Raw genomic sequence first — 23,330 nt, 5'->3', positions numbered from 1 at the left:
TGGGTTCACCATAGCGCCCGCTGCGGCGGAAGGCCTCCCCGGCCTCCCGCCACGCGCCTCTCACCGCCCCAGCAGCATCCGCAGGTCGATGCTGTTCGCCATGGCCAGGTAGCCAGCGCGGTTGGGGTGCAGCTTGTCGCCCGGCCCGCCGGTGGTGGATTCCGGCACCATCTCCGCCCGTAACCCGCCGCTGGCCTCGTCCAGCACGGCGTTATCGAAATCTGCCACGCCGTCGAAGGTGCCGGAGCCGCGGATGAAGGCGTTCAGGGCGCGCCGCTTCTCGTCCTGCTCGGCATGGCCGTGGGCGGCGCTGCTGCTGCCCAGGGCCGTGGTGACGGTGGCGCCGATCACCCGCACGCCCGGAATGCTCTCCCGCAGCCGTTTCACCCCCTGCTGCATGCCGTCCCTTACCGCTTCCAGCGTGGCATTGCCGTTCTTGCTGAAGTCGTTGATGCCTTCCAGCCAGATCACCGCCGTGACGCCGGAGAGGGAGATCACGTCCCGGTCCAGCCGCGCCAGGGCGGAAGGGCCGCCGGGGAAGGGAGCGGTGGGGCCGTAGCTGGCGGGGCCGGCCACCTGGTTGCCGCCGATGCCGGCATTGACCACCGCCACCGGCCGCCCGGTGCTGGCCGCGAGGCGTCGCCACAGCACGTCCGGCCAGCGGTCATCGCCGTTCATGGTGGAGGCCGTGCCGTCGGTGATGGAATCGCCGAAGCCGACGATCACCGGCGTGCCGGCCGGCGCCATCATATCCACGGCATCCAGGAAGAACCAGGAAGCGGTGGAGAAAGGGAAGGACTCCTCGCCCTCCTCCGCGCCACGCGGGCCGGCGCCGGGCGGGGTGGCATAGGAGGTCTGCAACGCCTTGGCGTGCCAGGTCATCGGCCCCGTGGCGCCCACGGCATGCAGGGAGACCGCCAGCTTGCGTCCCGCCAGCAGCGGCGCGGCCGGATTGGCGGCGAAGGGCAGTTCCACCGGGTCGGACCAGACCTGCCCGCCGGGCGGGATGGTCACCGCCTCCTGCCCGCCGAAGCGCACGGGGCGGTTGCTGCCGGGCATCAGGGCGGCGCCGCCCAGCTGCAAGCCGGCATGGACGCCGTCCAGCGTCAGCGGCCGGGTGCCGAAGGCATTGGAGAAGCGCAGCCGCGCCTGCGGCCCCCAGACCGTCGGCCGCAGCACCAGCCGCAGCGTCTGGTCCCGCGCGCCTTCCGCCGGATCGGGGAAGGCGAAGCGCTGGTCGGGCTGGGCGGAGGGATTGCCGGTGGGGTAGGGGCCCTGGGCGGATGCGGCCCAGCTGGTGGCCCAGCGCGGCGTGCCGGCGCCGGGCGCGGTGGGCACGGTCACCTGGGCGAGGGCGGCCGGGTCGCCGGCCCCGGCCGCCAGCATCATGCCCGTGCCACCCATGGCGAAGGTCCTGCGTTTCATGGCATCGTCCTCACGCGGCTCGTGCGGCCGCTGAGGCCAGTGTTTCGCGGCTCAGCCCGCAAAAGCAACGGGATTGCGGTCAATCCACCCAGAGCCCGCGCCTCCTGTGCCAGTCCTCGATCGATTCCTCCGGATATTCGTCGAAGGTCACGTCGCGCGGCCCGATCTGCGGCCGGACCCAGGACGCCTTGAAGCGCAGCATCAGGTGCACGCTCTCCTCCGGCACCGGCAGCGGCGTATCGATGGCCGAGGCGAAGGGATGCACCAGCTCCGGCCAGCTCGGATCCGCCATCCAGAGCGCGCTGGCGCATTTCGGGCAGAAATGGCGGCGGCCGCTGCTGGTCTCGCAGCTTCCGTCATCGGCCTGCAATTCGGCACGGTAGATGGCGGTCCGGCCCTGCACCTGCAGACTTCCGGCCGTGCCCATGATGTTGATGGCATAGCCGCCGCCGCCGGCCGTCTTGCGGCAGATGGTGCAGTAGCAGCGCTGATAGGGCACGGGAGTATGGCTTTGCAGCGTGAAGCGGACGGCGCCGCAGCGGCAGGAACCTTCCAGGGTCAGGGGCATCGGGGTGTCTCCAGCACAAGGGGGGCTGCCCAGAAACGCCGGGACGGGCGTCCCGTTCCCCCCTTGCCCCCAGGCTCGGCGCTGCCTAAACCACGGCTTGACGGTGGCGCAGCAAAGGGACGTCCATGGCCGAAGTGAAGCACGAGATCGACTTCGTGGAAGTCAAGGCAGAGGATATCGTCGGTGAGCGCGCCCATGGCTGGTCCGTCTTCACCAAGGCGACCACCTGGACCATTGTGGCCGTGGTCCTGCTGCTGCTGATGCTGTACGGCTGCTGGGGCTGAAGCCCGCGGCCTTCACCGACCGCGCATGAAAAAAGGGCGGCTCCCTGCGGGAGGCCGCCCTTTCTGCTGCGCGGGTGCCGCCAGGGCACCCGCCGCCGGCGTCAGCCGACCAGCTCGATGCCCGAGAAGAAGAACGCGATCTCGCGCGCCGCGGCCTCGGGGCCATCGGAGCCGTGCACGGAGTTCGCCTCGATGCTCTCGGCGAATTCCTTGCGGATCGTGCCCTCGGCGGCATTGGCCGGATTGGTGGCGCCCATGATCTCACGGTTACGGGCGATGGCGTTCTCGCCTTCCAGCACCTGCACGACCACGGGGCCCGAGGTCATGAAGGAGACCAGGTCCTTGTAGAAGGGGCGGGCCTTGTGCTCGGCATAGAAGGCGCCGGCCTGGGCCTCGGAGAGCTGGATGCGCTTTTGCGCCACGATGCGGAGGCCCTGCTCCTCGAACTTCGCGTTGATCTTGCCGGTCAGGTTCCGGCGGGTCGCGTCGGGCTTGATGATGGAGAGGGTGCGCTCGGCCATGAGGGAGGTCCTTCTGTGCGAAGAGGAAAAAAGGCGGTTCAGCGCGCCGGATAGGCGGGGCCGGGGCCGGGCGCAAGGGGCCAGCGGGTGACAAGGCGGCGCGGCCTGGGCGCGGCCTTGGCAACTTCCGCCGCCCGCCAGGGCTTTACCCCGCGCTTTCTGCCACCGAGGAACCCTCCATGCGGCGCCGGCCCGTCTCCGTCATCACCTTCGCCCTCATCCTGGTGCTGCTCGTCTGGCAGGTGCCGGACGCCCTGCTGCTGACCTTCGCCGGCGTGCTGCTCGGGGTCTTCCTGCGCGGTGGCGGGGATCTTCTCTTCCAGCGGTTCGGCTTCTCCGGCATGGCCCGGGTGCTGCTCTTCGCGCTGCTGCTGCTGCTGGGCGTGGGCTTCGCGCTGCTGGCGGCGCCGCAACTGGCGGAGCAGGCCAGCCAGCTCTGGCAGCAGCTGCCCAGGGCACTGGCGCAGATCACGGAGCGCCTCTCCCGGTACAGCTGGGGCCAGCAGCTGCTGGAGAGGGCGAAGCCGGAGAACCTGCAACTGCCCAGCGGCGGTGGCAGCAGCGCCTTCGCCCTGCTGGGTGGCACCTTCGGCGCGCTCGGCAATGCCGTGCTGCTGATCTTCCTCGGCCTCTATTTCGCGGTCGATCCCGGCCTGTACCGGCGTGGCATCGAGCTGTTCTTCCCGCCCTCCCTCCGCCCCAAGGCACGCGCCACCTGCGAGGAAGTGGCCGGAACCCTGCGCGGCTGGCTGGGCGCGCAGTTCATTTCCATGGCCGTGGTGGGGGTGCTGACCACGCTGGGCCTCTGGGCCCTGGGCATCCCGCTGGCACTGCTGCTGGGCATGATCGCGGCGCTGCTGACCTTCATTCCGAATATCGGGCCGGTGATCGCGGCGGTGCCGGCGGTGCTGCTGGGGCTGGATTCCGGGGCGACCGGCGCCTTCTCGGTGATCGGGCTCTACCTGGCGGTGCAGTCGGTGGAGAGCTACCTCATCACCCCCTATGTCCAGAAGCGCAGCGTGGACCTGCCGCCGGCACTGACCATCATGGCCCAGGTGGCCATGGGCACGCTCTTCGGCATCATGGGCCTGGCCCTGGCCACGCCCCTCGCGGCCGTGGGGATGATGCTGGTGCACCGCCTCTACGTCGAGGACTACCTGGAGCAGGAGCGGCCGGAAGAGACGCCAGTCGTGCTGCGCTGAACGGGAGGTCCGCCGGGCCGGGCAACCCTCCGGCCGCGGGCGCGGAAAAAGCCGGGGGGGGCGCCCCGCCGGCCGGGTATCTCAGCTCACCTTCTTCCGCACCCGCTCGCATTCCTCCCGCGGCGACGCCTCCCGCGCCACGGAGAGCAGCAGGCGGCGCAGCCAGGCATGGCCCTGGTCCGCCTCGAAGCGCCGGTGGAAAATCAGGGACAGGCGGGTATGGCGCGTCTCCACCGGGCAATTCCGCACCGCCAGCCCATGCGCCTCCGCCATCTGCACGGCCAGGCGAGCGGAAATCGCCATCACCATATCCGTCCGCCCGAGGATGCCCGGCACCGCCGCCAGATGCGCCACCACCGCCCCCAGCCGGCGCGGATGCCCGGCCTCCCGCATCGGCAGGTCCAGCGCGCCCTCGCGGGAGCCATTGGGGGAGTGCAGGAGGTGCGGATACCGCGCGAAACGCTCCACCGTCAGCGCGCCCTCCGCCAGCGGATGGCCCGGGCGCATCAGCACCAGGAAGGCCTCGGGCAGCAGGCGCAGCCGCGTATAGAGCGCCGGCGGCTCGGCCAGCATGCCCAGCACCATCTGCGCCCCGTCCTGCTCCAGCAACTGCATGGCATTGATCCGGTCGGCATGCTGGATGGCCAGCATCACCCCCGGCGCCTCCACCGCCAGCCGCTCCAGCAAGGGCGGCGCCAGCACCGCCTCCGCATATTCCGAGAAGCCGAGGGTGAAGACCCGGTCCGATGTCGCGGGGTCGAAGGGCGCATGGGCGGCCAGCGTCTCCCGCAGCCGGTCCAGCACCTCCGCCACCGGGGCGGTCAGGGACAGCGCCAGCTCCGTCGGCTCCACCCCGCCGGGGCGACGCAGGAACAACTCATCCCCCAGCGTCTGGCGCAGCCGCGTCAGCGCATTGGACACGGCGGGCTGCGACAGGTGCAGCCGCTGCGCCGCGCGCGTCACATGCCGCTCGCGCGCCACCGCGTCGAACACCCGCAGCAGGTTCAGGTCCAGGTTGGAAAGGTCGGCCATTGATGCCGGTGATGATGACCGTTTCCGATCGGCGTTGGAAGCCCGGGCTGGAGCAGGGCTACCCAGGAGCCAACAGGCTCCCCCGCCGCTCCGAAGGATACACCGCCATGAACGACCACCGCCTCGCCCCCTATGCCACGCTGCTGCTGCGCGTCAGCCTCGGCATCCTCCTCCTCGCCCATGGCTTCTACATGAAGGTCCTGACCTTCGGCCTCGCCGGCACCATGGGCTTCTTCGGCAGCCTGGGCTACCCGCCCGTCCTCGGCGCCATCGTCGCCCTGGCCGAGACCGCGGCCGGCATCGCCCTGATCCTCGGTCTCTGGACCCGGCTCGTCTCCCTGCTCACCCTGCCCATCCTGATCGGCGCCACCCTGCAGCACGCCGGCAACGGCTGGGTCTTCAGCAACACCGGCGGCGGCTGGGAATTCCCGCTCCTCCTGACCGTGCTGATGCTGGTGCAGGCCGGGCTGGGCGCCGGCGCCCATGCGCTGGACATCAACCGCCTGCTGGGGCGCCCCGCCACCACCCAGGCGGCCTGACCCGGCGCCTTGCCGTGGCGCCACCGCCACGGCTCGGCATCGCCCGCGCCCTGGTCTAGGATGCCTCCCAAATCATGGGAGGAACCGCGGCATGGACGCACCATCGGCCGGCCTGATCGTCACCATCATCCTGCTGGGTCTGGTGGTGCTCACCGCCTTCAAGGGCATCCGCACCGTCCCCCAGGGCTATAACTGGACCGTCGAGCGCTTCGGCGCCTTCACCCGCGTCCTCCAGCCCGGCCTCAACTTCGTCATCCCCTTCATCGACGCCATCGGCCACAAGGTGAACGTGCAGGAAATCGTGCTCGATATCCCCGAGCAGGCCGTCATCACCCGCGACAACGCCAATGTCTCCGTCGACGGCATCGTCTACTACCGCGTCATGGACCCGGAGAAATCCGCCTACCAGGTGCAGAACCTGACCCAGGCCCTCTCGGCGCTGGCCATGACCAACATCCGCGCCATCATCGGCGAGATGGACCTCGATTCCGCCCTTTCCTCCCGCGACAAGATCAACTCCCACCTCCTCTCCGTGCTGGACGGCGCCACCGACCCCTGGGGCGTGAAGGTGACGCGCGTGGAAATCCGCAAGATCGAGCCGCCCGCCAACCTCGTCGTCGCCATGAACACCCAGATGATGGCCGAGCGTGAACGCCGCGCCACCGTCATGCGCGCCCAGGGCGACCGCGAGGCCGCCGTGGCCCGCGCCGAAGGCGCCAAATCCGCCCAGATCCTGGAAGCCGAAGGCCGCCTGGAAGCCGCGAGCCGCGACGCCGAGGCCCGTGAGCGACTGGCCGAGGCCGAGGCCCGCGCCACCCAGGTCGTGGCCGAGGCCGCCCGCGACGGCGGCACCGCCGCCCTGAACTACTTCATCAGTGAACGCTACATCCAGGCCTTCGGCCAACTGGCCGCCAACCCCGCCTCCAAACTGGTGGTGGTGCCGATGGAAGCATCCGCTCTTGCCGGCGGCATCACCGGCGCGCTGGAAATCTTCCGCGCCGGCACCGGCACGCCCCCGCCGCCACGCCCCATCCCGCCAGCCTCCCGCCCCACGCCGAACACCAGCGTGCCCAACACCTGATGGCCGGCTGGTTCGCCCCCTGGGCCGTCTGGGTGGTGCTGGGCCTGCTGGCCATGGCGGCGGAACTGCTGCTGCCCGGCGCCTTCCTCATCTGGATCGGCGCGGCGGCGGTTGGCACCGGGCTGGTGCTGCTGGCCTTCGACCCCGGCTTCATCGCCACCGCCCTGGTCTTCATGCTGCTGCTGGCCGCCGGCATCGGCGCCAGCCTGCGCCTGTTCCGCCCCCGCGCGGCACCCGCCGCCCTCAACACCCCGGCCTCCGGCCTCGTCGGCCGCACCGGCCATCTGCTGGAAGCCCAGGGGCTGGAAGGCCGCGCCCGCATCGGCGATTCCGACTGGCCCGTGCGCTTGACAGCGGAAGCCGAGCCCGGCGCGCGGGTCGAGGTCATCGCCGTGCAAGGCATGACCCTGCTGGTGCGGCCGGGGTAGGTCGCGCTTGCGGCACCCGGCCAGGGGAAGGTGCCACCTTCCCCCGGACCCCTATCCGCCAGGAGGCTGAGCCTCCTGGACCTGCGACGGTTTAGGTGAGGTATCCAAAGGGTTAATCCTGGCCGTAAACGGACTGGCAGCTTGCAAGCCTAAACTCACAAATGCGGACCATCTGAACACCTTCCGAGCACAGATTCTAAGCCAACGAAATTCAAAGGCTTGTGGCGCGCGCGGAGTCGCGTTGAAGAGGTATTTAGAGATGTCCATCTGCGTGACCAGTTCTCAGCAAGTTCGGCCCAAGTATAGCTTAGAAGGCACTGCGGTGGATCTGAGAGGTGATGAGCGTCTCGGCTTCCTTTGGGCTACAAGCCCATAGCTTGGTGGCCCACCTTCGTCAGAAGTGCAGTTCGATCTCAGGCTGCGCTGGCGACCCGAGCTCTGGCCTTGACAGGTGAAATGAGCCGGCTTGAACTAAGCTGACCTTACGTTGCGATTTCAGAGCCCGTTTGAGAATGGTCATGGGTGAGCAATGCGCCGGACGAGGAGCGCGCCCATGCTGACGTGGATCATGGCTTCGGAGACGTCGCAGCGGCGTTCATAGTCGCGGACCAGGCGGCGCCAGCGGGTCATCCAGCCAAAGGTTCTCTCCACCACCCAGCGGCGTGGCAGCACCTGGAAGCCTTGCTGGTCCGTCAGCTTGCGCACCACCTCGATGACGAAGTCATGGAAGGCGGCAGCGCTCATCAGCTTGCCGCGGTCATAGGCGCCGTCGGCAAAGAGGTGCTTCAACCAGGGCCAGCGCTTGCGGATCGCCTTGACGATCTGCTCCGCCCCGGAAGCATCCTGCACGTCGGCCGTCGTTAGGTTGACCATCAGCAGGCGGCCATCAGTGTCGACCGCAATGTGGCGCTTGCGGCCCTTGAGGCGCTTGGCGGCATCAAAGCCGCCGCCGCCCAGTGCTTGGGGCGACTTGACCGTCTGGCTGTCCAGAACCCCGGCGGAAGGGCTGGCCTCGCGCCCCACCCGCTCACGATCCAGCATCAGCGCGATGTTGTGCAGAGTGGCGAACAGGAACCGTCGTGCGAGCCGCCGGAACCACCAATAGATCGTCTGCCATGGTCCGAAATGGACCGGCAGCATGCGCCAGCCACACCCGGCCCGTGCCAGGTAGCGGATCGCGTTCAGCACCTCGCGCAGGTCAACGCCTGGCCGCCTGCCGCGGGTGCTGCTGGGCGGCAGCAGAGGCCGAATAACCCGCCATTCCTGATCCGTCAGATCGGTCGGGTAGCGGCGCCGCTCAAAGCCAGCCTGCCGTGCGCGATGTTCCTTGGTCCACATCCAGCCCATCTGGGCACGCGAGGACGCCTGAACACCTCACCCGCAGCATTCTCAAACGGGCTCTCAGATCTGGGGTACCCTAAATGGCAGATTTTCCGATTCAGGTTAAGATTACCAGTAATGAAGCCACTCTCAGCAGCATCATGGAGTTTATGCAGTCGCAGAGTGAAGGACCTGTGCGCACGGGAGAAAGTTTGGACGAAGGAGATACTCTCAATTTCGATCCGACTTTAGGGGACCTTGCAGCTATTCTGGCGGTGGTACGCAGCGGAGTCTGGCTCGCTTCTGCGCCGAAGTATCTCTTCAACTACATAAGAGGAGCTGCCCGTGAAAATCCGAAGGTTATGATGACGATCAAGACGCCTAAGGGAATGGTGAAGCTAGAGGCTGTTATGAACCTGGTGCTAGAGAACTGATTTTGCTGGCCTTCCCCAGCGGACCTACCTGCGGAAGGCCGAGCAGATCCAGCATGTTATGAGTGGTTCATAACAGCCTCTAGAGTATTCTCAGTCGTTGACTGAGCATGAGGTGAAAGAAATGTTGAACAGTATCCTCTAAATAGCATGAGGGCGCCGAAGGGAGGTGTGGATCCGCGATTTTTGGGGCTACAGTTCCATTTTTCTGATGCCGCCTCTCTACACTATTTTATGGACTGTTATACAGACCCGGCTGCCCGCAAAGCCAGAGGCGGTAAGGATTATTTAGAACGGCTGATTACATCTACGGTGTTTGAGCATGAAAATCGTCATTTTTGGGACAGCTTACTTAGCCCATACTACTCATCACTCCTCAGAAAGAAAATTTCTGCATATTTGAATTTCACTCGATTGTTGCCGAGTTTGGTTCCGCTAGCTGTATTGTCCGGAAGCAACATATTCCCGGTGCCTCTGTGTCGATGGCTTGAAATGCCACCGAACACCCGCAAAGATATGGACCCCTTTGCGGCCTTCTTAATTGGGAACGAACATCCAGTTCGGACAGTTCCCATGCCAGTTATCCCAAATCTTGCGCAGACTCCGAGTTCAGGGGCTTTCGAATGGCATCCTGACCCGGAGAAAACTCTGGCGGAATTTCTTTCCCAAGCAAGCATAGATGCACCTGGAGGTGGTTATAATGATTCGGCGAGAGCCGAAATAGAACTTTACCTTGTAATTATAAAAGATGTCTACGACACAATTGACTGCTGGTCCTCCAGACCTGCCAGAACAAAGATTGTCCACGCGGAACCGTGGGAAATCTTTGAAATTCCCGCAATAAACGTGCAACTCATAGCCGCTGCACAGATGCATTCTCATAAGGCATCTCGAGATTTGTTGGCCTCTTTTATAAGGGGTAAAACTACTTACTCAAACGCTTTGCTTCAAATCGTAAGTGGCTGGTTTGCGAACGAAAAACGAATGCTGGTTGGTCCGACCGCGGCTTCAGTTTGGTCGTTGCTTGGACCCTCACCACCACGCCAAAAGCCAGTTCGCGAATTCGAGGAGGCGGATTGGTCATTTCATCCTTCGATTCGCCTGGACTGGCTCTACTCTAAACTCCAGCAACGAGGCTTTCCCAAGGAGGACGCCATCGGCTTGAACACTCTCGACGACTGGGAATCCGCCCTTACGGGAAGAACCATCAAAGCGAATCTTGAGGAAATGGTGTATCAAAATCTTCGCTTTGCGCACTCAGTTGAGGCATCCATATCGCAAACTTGGAATTCTCTTCGCGATTCCGCACAGATGAAGAATCTGTCAAAATTCCTACAGCAATTCCTAGCTTGGCAGGCGTTGGCCGTTAGTAGGTTTCTCTCCCACCCTGAGATGTACTTAAATCCTGAGTTGTTTGTCACGTACGAGCAACGCGAGCTACCTCTTCCCCATGCACTCATGCATTTCCATGGGTTTGGCTGGAGTGTTACTGATAGCAATCAAAGAATCGGAGTTACGCCGATCCGCTTTCATATGCAAAACGGGAAGCCTGTAGCTACAGCTAAGGCTCTTATGGAGGGCGATACCTACCTCAAAGGTGGGCACCCTGCTCCCGCGAAATATAAGATAACGGCGCCGGAGGCATTCGATGTTTACGAATCGATCTTCTGGATGGATCACCTCTTCTCTCGCAAACGAGGTGACTATATGGAGGAAAACCCTTTGATTAACGGGTTAGTTAGGGGTCAATCGCCCATCAAATTTTTCGAACTGCTTTGATGATACTCTATTTTCACGTTAAACAGAAAGTCGAACGGCATTGTAAGATGAGCTAAAATTAAGATAGATTTTTTTACTGTGGGAGCCAAAGTAGAAATAAATGTGGATCAGAGTTATATCTAATATTCATTAATTGAGAAAGGGTAGCAGACATCGCACAGGCCGCCTTTACCTTTTAGTCTAACTTACTCATCGGCTGATGAGCCCGCTTCTGGTGCTGCTATGACCACCTTAGGTGTCTAGGAAGGGCGCAGAGTGGACCTGAGCAGAGGCTCCGAAAGCTTGCTAATCCTTGACAAAAGGAATAAATTCCTCATACCCTTGTTCGCCCCGTCGGAGTGAGCCTAATGTCCAGCCTCACCATCTTTACCCGCTGGACCCCGCTCTCTGATCCCGCCTGGACCGCCCTCCAACCCTTTCTCCCGACTCTTGCACCCCAAGGACGCCGCACGGCGGACCTCCGCCAGCGCCTGGACGCCATCTTCCACCTCGCCCACCAGCCCGGCGACCCGTGGAAGTACCTGCCGGAACGCTTCGGCCGCCCCGAAACCGTCGCTCGCTTCTTCCGCCGCCTGGTGCATGATGGCTTCTGGCACCGCCTGCTGCGCGCCCTCGCCGCCGCCCCGCTGGGCCACCCGCTGAGGGCGCTGGAACACAGCATTTGCCGCGCCTGCCGCCGCGCCGCGCGCCTGGGTGGCCTGCCGCTGCTGGTCCTCATCCGCCGCCTCAACCTGCGCGCGGCCCTGAACGGCCCGCCCTGGCTGCTGCCGGACCCCCTTTTGTCCGAAACCCTCCACCGCCTGCCGCTCAACCCCCGTTGGGCGCCGGATGCCCTCCGCAGCCTCCTCCGCCTGGCCCGCAATGCCCTCGGCCGGGCCAGTATCCCGCGTTCCGTGCGTCTGGCATGGGTATGACCGCCTTGCTCGCACCGCGCGCCTGCGGCAAACCCACGCGGAATTCTCCCCTTGGGAAAAGGAACCCGGCGCAATGGCGGTGAAAGACGTGAAGAAGGTGGTCCTCGCCTATTCCGGCGGGCTGGACACCTCCGTCATCCTGAAATGGCTGCAGACCACCTACCAGTGTGAGGTGGTGACCTTCACCGCCGACCTGGGCCAGGGTGAGGAGCTGGGCCCGGCACGCGACAAGGCCCGCCTGCTCGGCATCAAGGAAGAGAATATCTTCATCGACGACCTGCGCGAGGAATTCACGCGGGACTTCGTCTTCCCCATGTTCCGCGCGAATGCCTTGTATGAGGGCCAGTACCTGCTGGGCACCTCCATCGCCCGCCCCCTCATCGCCAAGCGGCAGATCGAGATCGCGGAGCAGGTGGGGGCGGACGCCGTCTCCCACGGCGCCACCGGCAAGGGCAACGACCAGGTCCGGTTCGAGATCGGCTATTATTCCCTGAAGCCGGACGTGAAGGTCATCGCCCCCTGGCGCGAATGGGACCTCACCAGCCGCACCAAGCTGCTGGAATTCGCCGAGGCGAACCAGATCCCCATCGCCAAGGACAAGCGCGGCGAGGCCCCCTTCAGCGTCGACGCCAACCTCCTGCACAGCAGCTCCGAGGGCAAGATCCTGGAGGAGCCCTGGGACGAGCCGCCGGAGATCGTCTGGCAGCGCACCATCCGCCCCGAGGACGCGCCCGATGTCGCGACCGAGATCACCATCGAGTTCGAGCGTGGCGACTCCGTGGCCATCAATGGGGAGCGCATGTCCCCCGCCACGCTGCTGACCAAGCTTAATGAGCTGGGCAAGGCCAATGGCATCGGCCGCCTGGACCTGGTGGAGAACCGCTTCGTCGGCATGAAGTCCCGCGGCTGCTACGAAACCCCGGGCGGCACCATCCTCTACGTCGCGCACCGTGCGATCGAGAGCATCACCCTGGACCGTGAGGTGGCGCACCTCAAGGACAGCCTGATGCCGAAGTATGCCGAACTGATCTACAACGGCTTCTGGTTCGCGCCCGAGCGCCGCATGATCCAGGCGATGGTGGATGAGAGCCAGAAGAGCGTCAGCGGCACCGTCCGCCTGAAGCTCTACAAGGGCAACACCATCGTGACGGGCCGCCAGTCCCCGAACAGCCTGTATTCCATGAAGCACGTCACCTTCGAGGACGACCAGGGCGCCTACGACCAGTTCGACGCCCAGGGCTTCATCAAGCTGAACGCGCTGCGCCTGCGCCTTGGCGCCATGGCCGGCCGCAAGGGCGGCGCGGTCTGACCCGCGCGGGGGAGAGCACAGCCTCTCCCCCCAGGACCGCACACCACGGTCCGAAACCGCAGAAAAAAGATGGGGGTGCCGGGGGAATTCCTTCCCCCGGCCCTTTCCTTGTCAGGCCACAGCCGGAAAGGCCGCCGCCACCCGCCGCAGGTGGTCCGCCTCATGCCGCGCCACCTCGGCCATCACCGCCGCGCTGGCGCCATCCCGCAGCGCCCGCACCGCTTCCCGCGCGGGGGAGGTGCCGTAGATCCCGTGCCCATCGGTGCCCAGCACCGTCGGCACCCCCGCCGAGATCAGCCGCGCCAGCCGCCCGCCGCCGCCGCTGCGCCCCGGCCCGCTGCGATAGCCCAGCGCGCGGTTGGAGCCGATGCCCATTTCCACGACGGCGCCGATCTCCCGCGCCAGCGCCACCTCCCGCCGCCCGACGCCGTAGAGCGCATGCCCGATCCGCCCCATGCCGGGTGGCAGCCCCGCCTCGCGGAAGCCTTCCAGGGCCATGCGGACATTGCCGGGGTGGCAGGGCGTCTCCCCCGCATGGACCCGGACGATGGCCGGCAGCCCCTGCCGGACGCGCGTCGCGGCCCAGGCCGCCACCGCCGGCATGAAGTCGCCTGTCGGGTTGGTCTCGTGCCCAGCGATGTCGAGGCCGGCCAGGAGGGGATGCCCGGCCATCATCTCATCAAGCCGGGCGAGGGCGCGGGTGATAGCCTCGGGCGGGGCGTGGCGGTTCACGGTGGCAAGGAAAAGGATACGCACCCCCTGCGAAGCCAGGGTGGCGCGGGCCGCCCGCTCCGCCGCCTGCATCCAGGCTTCCCCATCTTCCGTCAGCGGCGCGCTGGCGCTGAGCTCGATATGCCGCACGCCGTCCTGCCGGGCATCCGCCGCGACCGATTCCAGGATGCCCGCCAGCAGCGCCGGATGGGCGCCGAGGGGACGCCGCACGGAATAGGCGCGCTCCAGCAGCAGGAAGGGGTCGGGGCCGCTGCCATCGGCGGGCCGCCGGGGCATTTCCATCGCCGCTTCCAGCAGGGCGAGGCTGCGCGGGGGCAGCGAGCGGAGGGGAATCATGGGCGAGCCACGCGCCGGGGCGGCGATCCCGCCCGGCAGGATGCGGGTATCCTCCTCGACCAGCCGGATGCCGTCTGGCAGGGGGATGCCGGCCAGCCGCAGCATGGCCGCCGGGTATGGCAGGTCGTGCAGCAATCCCAGTCGGATGAGTTCAGCGGAACGTGGCGCGCCGGTCAGGTGGGTATGAATATCGGTCTTGAGCGCCGTGGCCGGGGAGAGGCTAGTGAACTGTTCCATGGCGGAGCATATCGGGCCGATCCGGCCCAAGGCCAGTCAAATTTTTTTACCAAGAGAAACCCAGGGTCAGCTCCCCACCGGCCGCTCGAAGCTCCAGCGCAGGGTGCGGGCCATGCTCCGCGTGCCGGCGCGGATCAGCGGCAGGCGCAGCCCCGGCGCGGGCAGCCCGTGCATACGGCGCGCCCAGCCCGGCAGCAGGTCGATCGCCGCTTCCATGGTCAGGTTCTGCAAGGGCTCGATCAGGCGGTTGGAGGCGCGCCGGTTCAGCACCAGCCCCGCTACCTCCCGCGTGCGGGCATCGCAGAGCAGCTCTGGCCGCATGGCAGCCATCAGCCGCTGTGCCTCCAGCCGGCTGTGCGGCACCGGAGCGGCGCCCAGCGCCTCGGCGACCTGGGCCACCTCGGTAAAATAACGGTCCTGGTCCGCCAGGGGCATGTCTGGCTCGGCATAGCGGATCCAACTCTCCAGGAAGCAGGTGGTCTCCGTCACATGCACCCAGCTCAGCAGGGCGGGGTCGCTGGCGGCATAGGGGCTGCCATCGGCCAGGTGGCCAGTCACCCGCTCATGGATGGCGCGGACACGGGCGATCACCGCTTCCGCCTCCTCCCGCCCGCCATAGGTGGTCAGGGCGATGAAGCGCGCGGTGCGGCGCAGGCGGCCATGCATATCGGCGCGGAAGTTGGAATGGTCCCAGACGCCCGCCAGCACTGCCGGGTGCAGCATCTGCAGCAGCAGAGCGGCGATGCCGCCCACCATCATCGCGACCACGTCACCATGCACGCGCCAGGCGACTGTCCGGGGGCCGAAGAGCCCGTCAGGGCGCCGCCGCACAGGCTTCTCGCCGCGCGCGCGGTCGTTGAAGATGCCGGCGACCTCGGCGGCGATGGCCTGCTTCACCGGCCGCGCCAGAGGCGCCAGAAGCCGGGCGGGCAGCATGCCCGTGCCACCGGCCCCTGCATCGGAAGGGGGCGGGAAGAACCTCATGCGCATGGCTTCATAACGCTCCGCCCGCCCGGCGGCTGCGCCTTCGCGGCCTCGGCCTCGCGAATAGGAGGCGCCGGTCACGTTATCCCGACGGAGGAGGTCAGGAAGGGCACCGGAGCGGCCGGAAGCTCGGGCGGACCAGCAGCTCCAGGACGGGCCTTAACCCCCCAGGCGCGCAGATCGGCCAGCCAACCACCAGCATCCATGCGCCCGCTTCACGCGCAGGCGGCACTCGGCTTCGTCGAAGGAGAGCAGAGGCAGCGGTCATCTCCCGGGCGCGCGAACCGCGCTGCGCCTTGTCCGGGAACATGGCCGCCGGAGGTGGCCGGGAGGGGCGGTCACCCCTCCCGGCCAGGTCGGTCTCAGGCCGCGCTCTTCAGCGCTGCCTTCTTCACATCCTCGCTGACGCCGCTGGCGAAGGTCTCGAAGTTCTTCTCGAACAGGGAGACCAGATGCTTGGCCGTCTTGTCATAGGACGCCTTGTCAGCCCAGGACTCGCGGGGGTTCAGCACCTCAGCCGGCACGCCCGGCACATCCTGCGGCACGGCGAGGCCGAAGAACGGGTCCGTCACGAAGGTGGCGTTGGCCAGGCTGCCATCCAGCGCCGCGCGCAGCAGGGCGCGGGTGTGCTTGATGGACATCCGGTGGCCCGTGCCATAGCTGCCGCCGGTCCAGCCCGTGTTCACCAGCCAGACCTGGGCGCCATGCTTGCCGATCAGTTCGGCCAGCATCTTGCCGTAGGTTTCCGGGTGGCGCGGCAGGAAAGGGGCGCCGAAGCAGGTGGAGAAGGTGGCCTGCGGCTCCTTGCCCAGGCCCTTCTCGGTGCCCGCCACCTTGGCGGTGTAGCCGGAGAGGAAGTGGTACATCGCCTGCGCCGGGGTCAGCTTGGCGATCGGCGGCAGCACGCCGAAGGCATCGGCGGTCAGCATCACCACGTTCTTCGGCAGCCCGGCCATGCCACCCGGCGCCGTGTTCGGGATGAACTCGATCGGGTAGCAGGAGCGGGTGTTCTCGGTCAGCGAGCCGTCGTCGAGGTCGAGATTGCCGCGCTCATCCGCGATGACATTCTCCAGCACCGTGCCGAAGCGGTGGGAGGCGTTCCAGATCTGCGGCTCGGCTTCCTGGGAGAGCTTGATGACCTTGGCGTAGCAGCCGCCCTCGAAATTGAAGACGCCCTTGTCGGACCAGCCGTGCTCGTCATCGCCGATCAGCGCGCGCTCGGGGTCGGAAGACAGCGTGGTCTTGCCGGTGCCGGAGAGGCCGAAGAACAGCGCGGTGTCGCCATCCTTGCCCACATTGGCGGAGCAGTGCATCGGCAGCACGCCCTTGGCCGGCAGCAGCCAGTTCATCACCGTGAAGATCGACTTCTTGATCTCGCCGGCATAGCTGGTGCCGGCGATGGCGATCACCTTCCTGGCGAAGGAGAGCGCGATCAGCGTGGTGGAGTCCGGGCGGCCGCCATGCTCCGGCTTCGCTTCCATCTCCGGCGCGTGCAGGATGACGTAATCCGGCTCGAACCCGGCCAGATCCTCCACCGGCGGGCGGATGAACATGTTGCGGGCGAAGAGCGCGTGCCAGGCATTGGTCGTCACCAGGCGGACCTTGATGCGGTGCGCGGGATCGGCGCCGGCATAGAGGTCCTGGGTGAAGAGTTCCTTCTGCGTGCCCAGCCAGGCGCGCACATCCGCGGTGAAGGATTCGAACTTGGCGGGGTCGAGCTTCCGGTTGACCTTGCCCCACCAGATTTCCTGGGAGACTTCCGGGTCATCGGCCACGAACTTGTCGGCGACGGAACGGCCGGTGTGCTGGCCGGTGACGGCGATGAAGGCACCATCGGCCGACAGGCGGCCCTCGCCACGGCGCAGCGCATGGGTATAGAGGCCCGGGGCCGTCAGATTGGCATGAAGCTCCGCCGTCGTGGCGACGCCGGTGCCGGCAAGGGCGGCGATATTCGCGGTCATCAGCGCGATTGTCTCCATATGGCGCTTTTCCTCCGGAGGGGGTCCGCCGGGGCAGTAGCCAGAGGGTTGAGGCCGCTCCATCTCTCACCTGGACGACATCGGCGCGACGCTAGGGCGGCGGCATGAAGCGCGTCAACGTATGTGTTGCGGTATGATCATACGATGACTGGAGCCGCCTGCCCGAACACCCGTGGTTCCACTCGGCGCCGAACTGCCTTATGCCGCGTTGTGTTCTGCATCTGGCCCGGCTTGCGCCACATTCGGTCGCGATACTGGCCTTCAGAGCCTGGGATGCCCGCGCGATCACATTCTCTTGGGGGAGCCCCGCCCGACTATGCCCGCCACCATTGCCCTGGTCGATGACGACCGAAACATCCTCACCTCCGTTTCCATGACGCTGGAGGCGGAGGGTTTCCAGGTGCGCACCTATACCGACGGTGAGAGCGCGCTGCAGGGCCTGCTGGCCCGCCCTGTCGACCTGGCCGTGCTGGACATCAAGATGCCGCGCATGGACGGCATGGAACTGCTGCAGCGCCTGCGCCAGCGCTCCTCGCTGCCGGTCATCTTCCTCACCTCAAAGGACGAGGAGCTGGACCAGCTGATGGGCCTGCGCCTCGGCGCCGACGACTACATCACCAAGCCCTTCAGCCAGCGCCTGCTGCTGGAGCGCATCCGCGCCCTGCTGCGCCGCAACGAGGCCGGCCGCGCCGAGGGCAGCGGCGCGCCGCCCACCGGCGTCATCTCCCGCGGCGACCTGGTGCTGGACGAGACCAAGCATACCTGCACCTGGAAGGGCCAGCAGGTGCAGCTGACCGTCACGGAATTCCTGCTGGTCAAGGCGCTGGCGCAGCGGCCGGGCATGGTGAAGAACCGCGACCAGCTGATCGACGCCGCCTATGGCGAGAACATCTACGTGGACGACCGCACCATCGACAGCCACGTGAAGCGCGTGCGCAAGAAGTTCCGTCAGGTGGATGACGACTTCAACATGATCGAGACGCTCTACGGAATCGGCTACCGCTACAAGGAAGCCTGAGGGCTCCCCCCGAGGATCGAGACATGCCCGACGCCAGCGGCGCAGCCGCCGTCCTGCCGCAGATCCGCCCGCAGCGGGAGCGGCGGCGCGTGTCGCCGCTGCTGCGCCGCATCCTGCTGGTCAACATGGTCGCGCCGGCGCTGCTGGCGGCCTCGGTCCTCTATCTCGACCAGTATCAGACCGGCCTCCTCTCGGCCGAGGTGGAAGGCCTGCGGACCCAGGCCCGCATCTATGCCGCCGGCATCGCCGAGGCGGCGGTGCGGCTGCAGGACGACCGTGCCGTGCTGGTGCCCGATAGCGCGCGCCCGCTGCTGCGCCGGCTGGTGGAGCCCTCCGCCAATACCCAGGCCAAGCTCTTCGACACCTCCGGCCTGCTGGTGGCCGACAGCCGCGTGCGGGAGGGGCAGGGCGGCGCCATCATCACCGAGCCGCTGACCCCGCCGAAGCCGCAGGGCCTCTTCGCAGGCGGTATCGGCCGCTTCTACGACCGGCTCGTGACAATCCTGCCGCGCTCGCTCTTCGGCGCGCGGCGGAGCGACGACATCCATGTCGATGTCGCGCCGGATGCGCCGAGCTTCGACTGGCAGCCCGAACTCGGCCCCGACCGGCGGGAGGAGCTGCGTCTAGCCCTGGAAGGCGGCGTCCGCCCCTATATCCGCCGCACGCGGGAAGGCCGGCTGCTGGTCTCCGTCGCCGAGCCCGCGCGGCGCGGCAGCCAGAGCATCGGCATCGTGCTGCTGACGCGCGAGGCGCGGGAAGTGGACCAGCGCCTGCTGGAAATCCGCACGTCCGTTCTTGGCCTTTTCATCCTGGCGCTGCTGCTGACGGTGGCGGCCTCGCTCTATCTCTCCCGCACCATCGCATCGCCCATCCTGGCGCTGGCCGGCGCCGCCGCCGCCATGCGCCAGGGCAAGGGCCGCGCCGGCTCCGTCCCCACCGCATTGCTGGCGCGGACGGACGAGATCGGCATCCTGGCGCGGGACCTGCAATCCTCCGCCACCGCGCTCTGGGCGCGCATCGACCAGAACGAGCGCTTCGCCGCCGATGTGGCGCATGAGCTGCGCAATCCGCTGACCAGCGTGCGCTCCGCGCTGGAGACCCTGCTGCGCGTGGAGAAGCCGGACCAGCAGAAGCGCCTGCTCTCCATCATCGCCGAGGACGCGGTGCGGATGGACCGCCTGATCGGCGATATCGCCGATTCCTCCCGCGTCGATGCCGAACTCTCCCGCACCGTCTCGGAACCGGTGGATGTGGCGCCGATCCTCTCGGCCCTCGTGGATCTGCACAACACCACGCGCGACGAGGAAGAGGACCCCGTTATGGTGCTGGACGCGGCGCCCGTGCCCCTGGTGGTGCGCGGCGTGGAGGGGCGCATCGTGCAGGTCTTCCGCAACCTGCTGGGCAATGCCGTCTCCTTCTCCCCGCCCAAGGGCACGGTCTGGGTGCGGGCGCGGCAGACCGGCGCGATGATGGAATTCACCATCGAGGACGAAGGCCCCGGCATCCCGGAAGCCAAGCTGGAAGGCATCTTCGACCGTTTCTACACGGAGCGCCCGACCAGCGAGAGCTTCGGGCAGCATTCCGGCCTCGGCCTTTCCATCAGCCGGCAGATTGTCGAGGGCCTGGGCGGGCGGATCAGCGCGGAGAACCGCCGGAACGAGAGCGGCAAGGTCATCGGCGCGCGCTTCGTGGTGCGGCTGCCGGTGGGGTGAAGCGCCAGGGGCGCTGCGCCCTGAAGGGCCACCAGGGTGACGGCGGCGCCGCGGACCCATTTGTCTGGCGCATTGCGCCGCGCTTCCCAGCTTCGGATAAGGCTCGAAGCGAATCCGGGGCGGAGTTTCCGCCTCCGGCGGGGCATCGAATGGGGCGGAGCCCCTTTGGCCCGGGCCCATGCTGTGGCAGAACCGCTCCACCAGATGCGGACGTGGCGGAACGGTAGACGCAGCAGACTTAAAATCTGGTTCCCCCCGGGGAGTGCGGGTTCGAGTCCCGCCGTCCGCAGACCTTCACCTCTTCGCCCCGATGACCGGCCCGAACGAACTCACGATCCGCTGCTCCGCCAGCCCGCGCGGGATCAGCTGTCCAGCCGGATGCCCAGCTCGCGGATCAGCGGGCGCCACTGGGCATTCTCGGCGGCCACGAAGGCATTGAGCTGCGCGGGCGTCCAGGGCGTGGTCTCCACGCCCAGGCCGGCGACGCGGGCCTGCATCTCGGCCGAGGCCATGGCGGCGTTCATCTCGGCATTCAGCCGGTCGATGGCGGCCTGGGGCGTGCCGGCGGGGGCGGACATGGCCTGCCAGCCGAAGGCCACCGCATCAGCCACCCCCGCCTCCGCCGTGGTGGGCACCTGCGGCGCCTGTGCCGAGCGCGTCTCGGACAGCACGACCAGCCCGCGCGCCTTGCCGTCGCGCAGGAAGGGGATGCCGGTGGCGCAGTCGATCAGCACGCTGTCCACCGTGCCGTTCAGCAGGTCCTGCATGGCCGCCGGGCCGCCGCGATAGGGCACATGCGTCGCCTCGAAGCCGGCGCGGCGCTTCAGCATCTCCATCGCCAGGTGGTGGGGGGAGGCGACGGCGGGCGAGCCATAGGTGGGCACCCGCTGCCTTGAGGCGGCGATATAATCCGCCAGGGTCTGCACCGGGCTTTCCGGCCGCACCACCAGGAAGAGCGGAAAGCGGCCGATGAAGCCGACGCCCGTCAGGTCCCTGTCGGGGTCATAGGGCAGGCGGCCATAGAGCGCGGGGTTGTAGACAAGGTTGCCATTGTCGGCATGCAGCAGCGTGTAGCCGTCCGGCGCGCTGCGGGCGACGGTCTCGCTGGCCAGCACGGCGCCGCCGCCGGGGCGGTTCTCGACGATCATGTTGAAGCCCAGATGCGGGCTGATGAAGCTGGCGATCAGGCGGGCGAAGGTGTCGCTGGGCCCGCCGGGGGGATAGCCCACCACCCAGCGCGGCGCACGGTCCGGCCAGGGGGCGGCCTGCGCCATCGCGCCGCCAGCCGGCAGCGCGGCGCCGAGCAGCGCCCCAGAGACGAGACCACGGGCGAAATCGCGCCGTCCCAGCATACTCCATCATCCTTTGCGGATGGCACGCACCCCATGGCATGCCCGCGCATATCATGAGGCGTGGCGGCGGATCGCGCCAGCATGCGGGAGCGCGACAGGGTTCAGGGAAACGCGGGGCTGGCTTCGGGCGTGCTCCGTCGCGCCAGGAAATCCCAGAAGGCGAGGGAGGCCGGCGCCAGCATGCGCCCCACGGGACGCACCAGGGCGATCTCCAGCGCGCAGTCAGGCTCCCGCACCGCTGCCTGGGCAAAGCCGTAATGCGCCATCTCATCGAGATTGCGGGCATGCAGCACCGTCACGCCGATACCCTCGGCCGCCATGCAGGCGGCGGTCTCGGCCGTCTGGGTCTCGATGAAATAGCGCGGGAAGCGTCCGGCAGCGCGGAAGGCGGAGGCGGTGATCTCATAGGTGGCGGAGCTGCGGCCGACGAAGATGAAGCGCTCCTCCGCCAGCTCCCGCCAGGTCGCGCCGGTGGCGGCGAAAGGATGGCCAGGCGCCACCACCACCCGCATCGGCGAGCGCAGCAGCGGATGGACGATCAGCTCGGTGCCCTGGCGCGGCAGGGTTGCCAGACCGAAATCGACCTCACCGGCGCGGACCATGCGGATCACCTCCTCCCCCACCGCGTCCCGGATGAAGAGCGCGGCCGTGGCGCTGCCGGCGCGGAAGTGGCGGTAGGCCGGCACCACGATCTGCCGCGCGATGGAGGGGAGGGCGGCGATACGCAGCCGCGCGGCCTCCTCCGCTCCGTTCCGCCGCAGGGAGGCGACGGTGAATTCCAGCGATTGCAGCACGCTTTCGCAGGTGGAGAGCATCTGCCGCCCGGCTTCGGTGAGGGTCACGCCGCGGGTGTTCCGCTCCAGCAGCATGGCGCCGGTCTCGGTCTCCAACAGCCGCACCGCCTGGCTGAGCGCGGGCTGGGACAGGTTCAGCTCCTCGGCCGCGCGGCGGAAGCTGCCGAGGCGGGCGACCGCCGCGAAGGCACGGAGCTGCCGGAGGGAGATGGGGGGAAGAGACATAAGCGCAGCCTATCACCGGCGGTGAGAAATCCTATTTTTCAATCGCTTTCCCCTTCGCTAGCTCTGGTCCGCCGGGCAAGCCGGCCGCGGCGGCGCCGGGTAGGGCGCGCAGAGGGAAAATGACCATGTCCAGATCGCGCATCTCACGCTTCGGCGGCCTGTTGGCCGGGCTGCTGGCAACGGCCGGTCTGGCCGGGCTCGTGCAGCCGGCCCAGGCGCAGAACTTCCCCAGCCGGCCGGTGACGCTGGTGGTGCCCTATGCGGCCGGCGGCACGCCGGACATCCTGGCGCGGCTGCTGACCGACCATGTCGGCCGGCAGATGGAGCAGCCTTTCGTGCTGGACAACCGCGCCGGTGCCGGCGGCAATATCGGTGGCCAGATGGTCGCCCGCGCCCAGGCCGATGGCCATACGCTGCTGGTCTGCGCCTTTTCCTGCTCGACCGCCGGCAGTCTCTACGCCAGTCCCGCCTATGACATCCAGCGCGACTTCGCGCCCGTCATCATGATCGGCACGGTGCCGAGCGTGATGGTGGTGCCGGCAGCGCTGCCGGTGCGGACCTTCGCGGAATTCGTCGCGCTGGCGAAGAAGGAGTCGGTCAACTATGCCTCCTCCGGCGTCGGCTCCTCCCCGCATCTGGCCAGCGAACTGCTGAACCAGCTGGCGGGGATCGAGGTCACGCATGTGCCCTATCGCGGCGCCGGGCAGGTGACGGCGGATCTGCTGGCCAATCGCGTGCAGCTCTATTTCGATAACCTGCCTGCCGCGCTGCCGAATATCAAAACCGGCCAGATCCGCCCGCTGCTGGTGGCGCAGACCGCGCGCTCGGCCGCGGCGCCGGAGATCCCGACCTCGGCCGAGGCCGGCATTCCCGACCTGGTGGTGACCCCCTGGTTCGGCATCCTGGCCCCCGCCGGCACGCCGGAGCCGGTGCTGCAGAAGCTGAATGCCGCCTTCGACGCCGCGCTGCACGACCCCGCCGTGGCCGCGCGCATGAAGGAACTGGGGGTCGATGTCATCGGCGGTGGCCGCGACAGGCTCGGTGAGTTCATCGCCGGCGATGTGGTGAAGTGGGGCGCCATCATCAAAGAGCGCAACATTGTTGCCAACTGACCGTCAGGCGACGGCG

The 23,330-nt window shown here is 67.2% G+C and carries 22 protein-coding genes and 1 tRNA gene; 13 read left to right on the top strand and 10 right to left on the bottom strand.

Going from position 1 to position 23,330, the window contains the following annotated elements; genetic code table 11:
* Positions 1-60: 60 nt before the first annotated feature.
* On the bottom strand, positions 61-1,425 hold the full coding sequence (locus IAI58_RS23245) for a GDSL-type esterase/lipase family protein (RefSeq protein WP_207449711.1): 1,365 nt from the start codon (positions 1,423-1,425) through the stop codon (positions 61-63).
* 79 nt (positions 1,426-1,504) lie between these two features.
* Positions 1,505-1,993 carry a GFA family protein gene (locus IAI58_RS01665; protein WP_207449709.1) on the bottom strand — a complete coding sequence of 163 codons (489 nt, stop codon included), beginning with the start codon at positions 1,991-1,993 and terminating at the stop codon, positions 1,505-1,507.
* A gap of 125 nt (positions 1,994-2,118) precedes the next feature.
* Between IAI58_RS01665 and IAI58_RS01660 the strand changes: the two genes are divergently transcribed.
* Complete coding sequence (locus IAI58_RS01660) at positions 2,119-2,277, top strand: preprotein translocase subunit SecE (protein WP_207449707.1); 159 nt, start codon at positions 2,119-2,121, stop codon at positions 2,275-2,277.
* A gap of 101 nt (positions 2,278-2,378) precedes the next feature.
* Here IAI58_RS01660 and ndk read toward each other — a convergent pair whose 3' ends face one another.
* On the bottom strand, positions 2,379-2,798 hold the full coding sequence (gene ndk, locus IAI58_RS01655) for a nucleoside-diphosphate kinase (protein ID WP_207449705.1): 420 nt from the start codon (positions 2,796-2,798) through the stop codon (positions 2,379-2,381).
* Positions 2,799-2,977: 179 nt separating this feature from the next.
* On the opposite strand from ndk, the gene IAI58_RS01650 reads away from it, so the two are divergent.
* Entirely contained in the window at positions 2,978-4,000 is a 1,023-nt protein-coding gene (locus IAI58_RS01650; RefSeq protein WP_207449703.1) for an AI-2E family transporter, read from the top strand.
* 81 nt (positions 4,001-4,081) lie between these two features.
* Here IAI58_RS01650 and IAI58_RS01645 read toward each other — a convergent pair whose 3' ends face one another.
* Positions 4,082-5,032 carry a LysR family transcriptional regulator gene (locus tag IAI58_RS01645; protein ID WP_207449701.1) on the bottom strand — a complete coding sequence of 317 codons (951 nt, stop codon included), beginning with the start codon at positions 5,030-5,032 and terminating at the stop codon, positions 4,082-4,084.
* A 107-nt stretch (positions 5,033-5,139) separates the two neighbouring features.
* On the opposite strand from IAI58_RS01645, the gene IAI58_RS01640 reads away from it, so the two are divergent.
* From IAI58_RS01640 to IAI58_RS01630, 3 genes are all read left to right on the top strand, one after another.
* Positions 5,140-5,571 (top strand): DoxX family protein, encoded by a 432-nt coding sequence (locus IAI58_RS01640; RefSeq protein ID WP_207449699.1) that lies wholly within the window; start codon positions 5,140-5,142, stop codon positions 5,569-5,571.
* 91 nt (positions 5,572-5,662) lie between these two features.
* Complete coding sequence (locus IAI58_RS01635; RefSeq protein WP_207449697.1) at positions 5,663-6,652, top strand: SPFH domain-containing protein; 990 nt, start codon at positions 5,663-5,665, stop codon at positions 6,650-6,652.
* A complete protein-coding gene (locus tag IAI58_RS01630) occupies positions 6,652-7,080 on the top strand; it encodes an NfeD family protein (RefSeq protein WP_207449695.1) in 429 nt (142 codons plus the stop codon). Before IAI58_RS01635 ends, IAI58_RS01630 begins: the two co-directional genes overlap by 1 nt.
* A 516-nt stretch (positions 7,081-7,596) precedes the next feature.
* On the opposite strand, the gene IAI58_RS01625 is transcribed toward IAI58_RS01630, so the two are convergent.
* Entirely contained in the window at positions 7,597-8,418 is an 822-nt protein-coding gene (locus IAI58_RS01625) for an IS5 family transposase (RefSeq protein ID WP_208776004.1), read from the bottom strand.
* Between the two features lie 83 nt (positions 8,419-8,501).
* On the opposite strand from IAI58_RS01625, the gene IAI58_RS01620 reads away from it, so the two are divergent.
* The 4 genes from IAI58_RS01620 (at position 8,502) to IAI58_RS01605 (ending at position 12,833) form a co-directional block, all read left to right on the top strand.
* Positions 8,502-8,834, top strand: coding sequence for a hypothetical protein (locus tag IAI58_RS01620; RefSeq protein ID WP_207451599.1), 333 nt, complete (start codon positions 8,502-8,504; stop codon positions 8,832-8,834).
* Positions 8,835-8,981: 147 nt separating this feature from the next.
* Complete coding sequence (locus tag IAI58_RS01615) at positions 8,982-10,610, top strand: hypothetical protein (RefSeq protein WP_207448072.1); 1,629 nt, start codon at positions 8,982-8,984, stop codon at positions 10,608-10,610.
* A gap of 347 nt (positions 10,611-10,957) precedes the next feature.
* A complete protein-coding gene (locus IAI58_RS01610) occupies positions 10,958-11,524 on the top strand; it encodes a transposase (protein ID WP_207448070.1) in 567 nt (188 codons plus the stop codon).
* Positions 11,525-11,597: 73 nt separating this feature from the next.
* The gene (locus tag IAI58_RS01605) at positions 11,598-12,833 is read left to right on the top strand and encodes an argininosuccinate synthase (RefSeq protein WP_207448068.1); all 1,236 of its coding nucleotides are present in this window, start codon (positions 11,598-11,600) and stop codon (positions 12,831-12,833) included.
* Between the two features lie 111 nt (positions 12,834-12,944).
* Here the strand turns inward: IAI58_RS01605 and IAI58_RS01600 are convergent, their stop codons facing one another.
* The 3 genes from IAI58_RS01600 to IAI58_RS01590 form a co-directional block, all read right to left on the bottom strand.
* Positions 12,945-14,138, bottom strand: coding sequence for an amidohydrolase family protein (locus tag IAI58_RS01600; RefSeq protein WP_207448067.1), 1,194 nt, complete (start codon positions 14,136-14,138; stop codon positions 12,945-12,947).
* Between the two features lie 66 nt (positions 14,139-14,204).
* Complete coding sequence (locus IAI58_RS01595) at positions 14,205-15,122, bottom strand: oxygenase MpaB family protein (RefSeq protein ID WP_207448066.1); 918 nt, start codon at positions 15,120-15,122, stop codon at positions 14,205-14,207.
* Between the two features lie 362 nt (positions 15,123-15,484).
* Complete coding sequence (locus IAI58_RS01590) at positions 15,485-17,101, bottom strand: phosphoenolpyruvate carboxykinase (protein ID WP_408906206.1); 1,617 nt, start codon at positions 17,099-17,101, stop codon at positions 15,485-15,487.
* 316 nt (positions 17,102-17,417) lie between these two features.
* Here IAI58_RS01590 and IAI58_RS01585 point away from each other — a divergent pair, with 316 nt between their 5' ends.
* From IAI58_RS01585 to IAI58_RS01575, 3 genes are all read left to right on the top strand, one after another.
* On the top strand, positions 17,418-18,119 hold the full coding sequence (locus tag IAI58_RS01585; RefSeq protein ID WP_207448065.1) for a response regulator transcription factor: 702 nt from the start codon (positions 17,418-17,420) through the stop codon (positions 18,117-18,119).
* A 23-nt stretch (positions 18,120-18,142) separates the two neighbouring features.
* A complete protein-coding gene (locus tag IAI58_RS01580) occupies positions 18,143-19,831 on the top strand; it encodes a stimulus-sensing domain-containing protein (RefSeq protein WP_207448064.1) in 1,689 nt (562 codons plus the stop codon).
* Positions 19,832-20,037: 206 nt separating this feature from the next.
* Positions 20,038-20,120: transfer RNA gene (locus tag IAI58_RS01575), tRNA-Leu, on the top strand.
* Between the two features lie 73 nt (positions 20,121-20,193).
* On the opposite strand, the gene IAI58_RS01570 is transcribed toward IAI58_RS01575, so the two are convergent.
* Together IAI58_RS01570 and IAI58_RS01565 are read right to left on the bottom strand one after the other, a co-directional pair.
* Positions 20,194-21,183, bottom strand: coding sequence for a Bug family tripartite tricarboxylate transporter substrate binding protein (locus IAI58_RS01570; RefSeq protein ID WP_207448063.1), 990 nt, complete (start codon positions 21,181-21,183; stop codon positions 20,194-20,196).
* A gap of 101 nt (positions 21,184-21,284) precedes the next feature.
* The gene (locus IAI58_RS01565) at positions 21,285-22,202 is read right to left on the bottom strand and encodes a LysR family transcriptional regulator (protein ID WP_207448062.1); all 918 of its coding nucleotides are present in this window, start codon (positions 22,200-22,202) and stop codon (positions 21,285-21,287) included.
* 125 nt (positions 22,203-22,327) lie between these two features.
* Here IAI58_RS01565 and IAI58_RS01560 point away from each other — a divergent pair, with 125 nt between their 5' ends.
* Positions 22,328-23,314 (top strand): Bug family tripartite tricarboxylate transporter substrate binding protein, encoded by a 987-nt coding sequence (locus IAI58_RS01560; protein ID WP_207448061.1) that lies wholly within the window; start codon positions 22,328-22,330, stop codon positions 23,312-23,314.
* The last annotated feature ends 16 nt before the right edge of the window (positions 23,315-23,330 follow it).

The organism is Roseomonas marmotae, assembly GCF_017654485.1.
Classification (GTDB): domain Bacteria; phylum Pseudomonadota; class Alphaproteobacteria; order Acetobacterales; family Acetobacteraceae; genus Pseudoroseomonas; species Pseudoroseomonas marmotae.
This window is presented reverse-complemented; position numbering and strand designations above follow the sequence as displayed.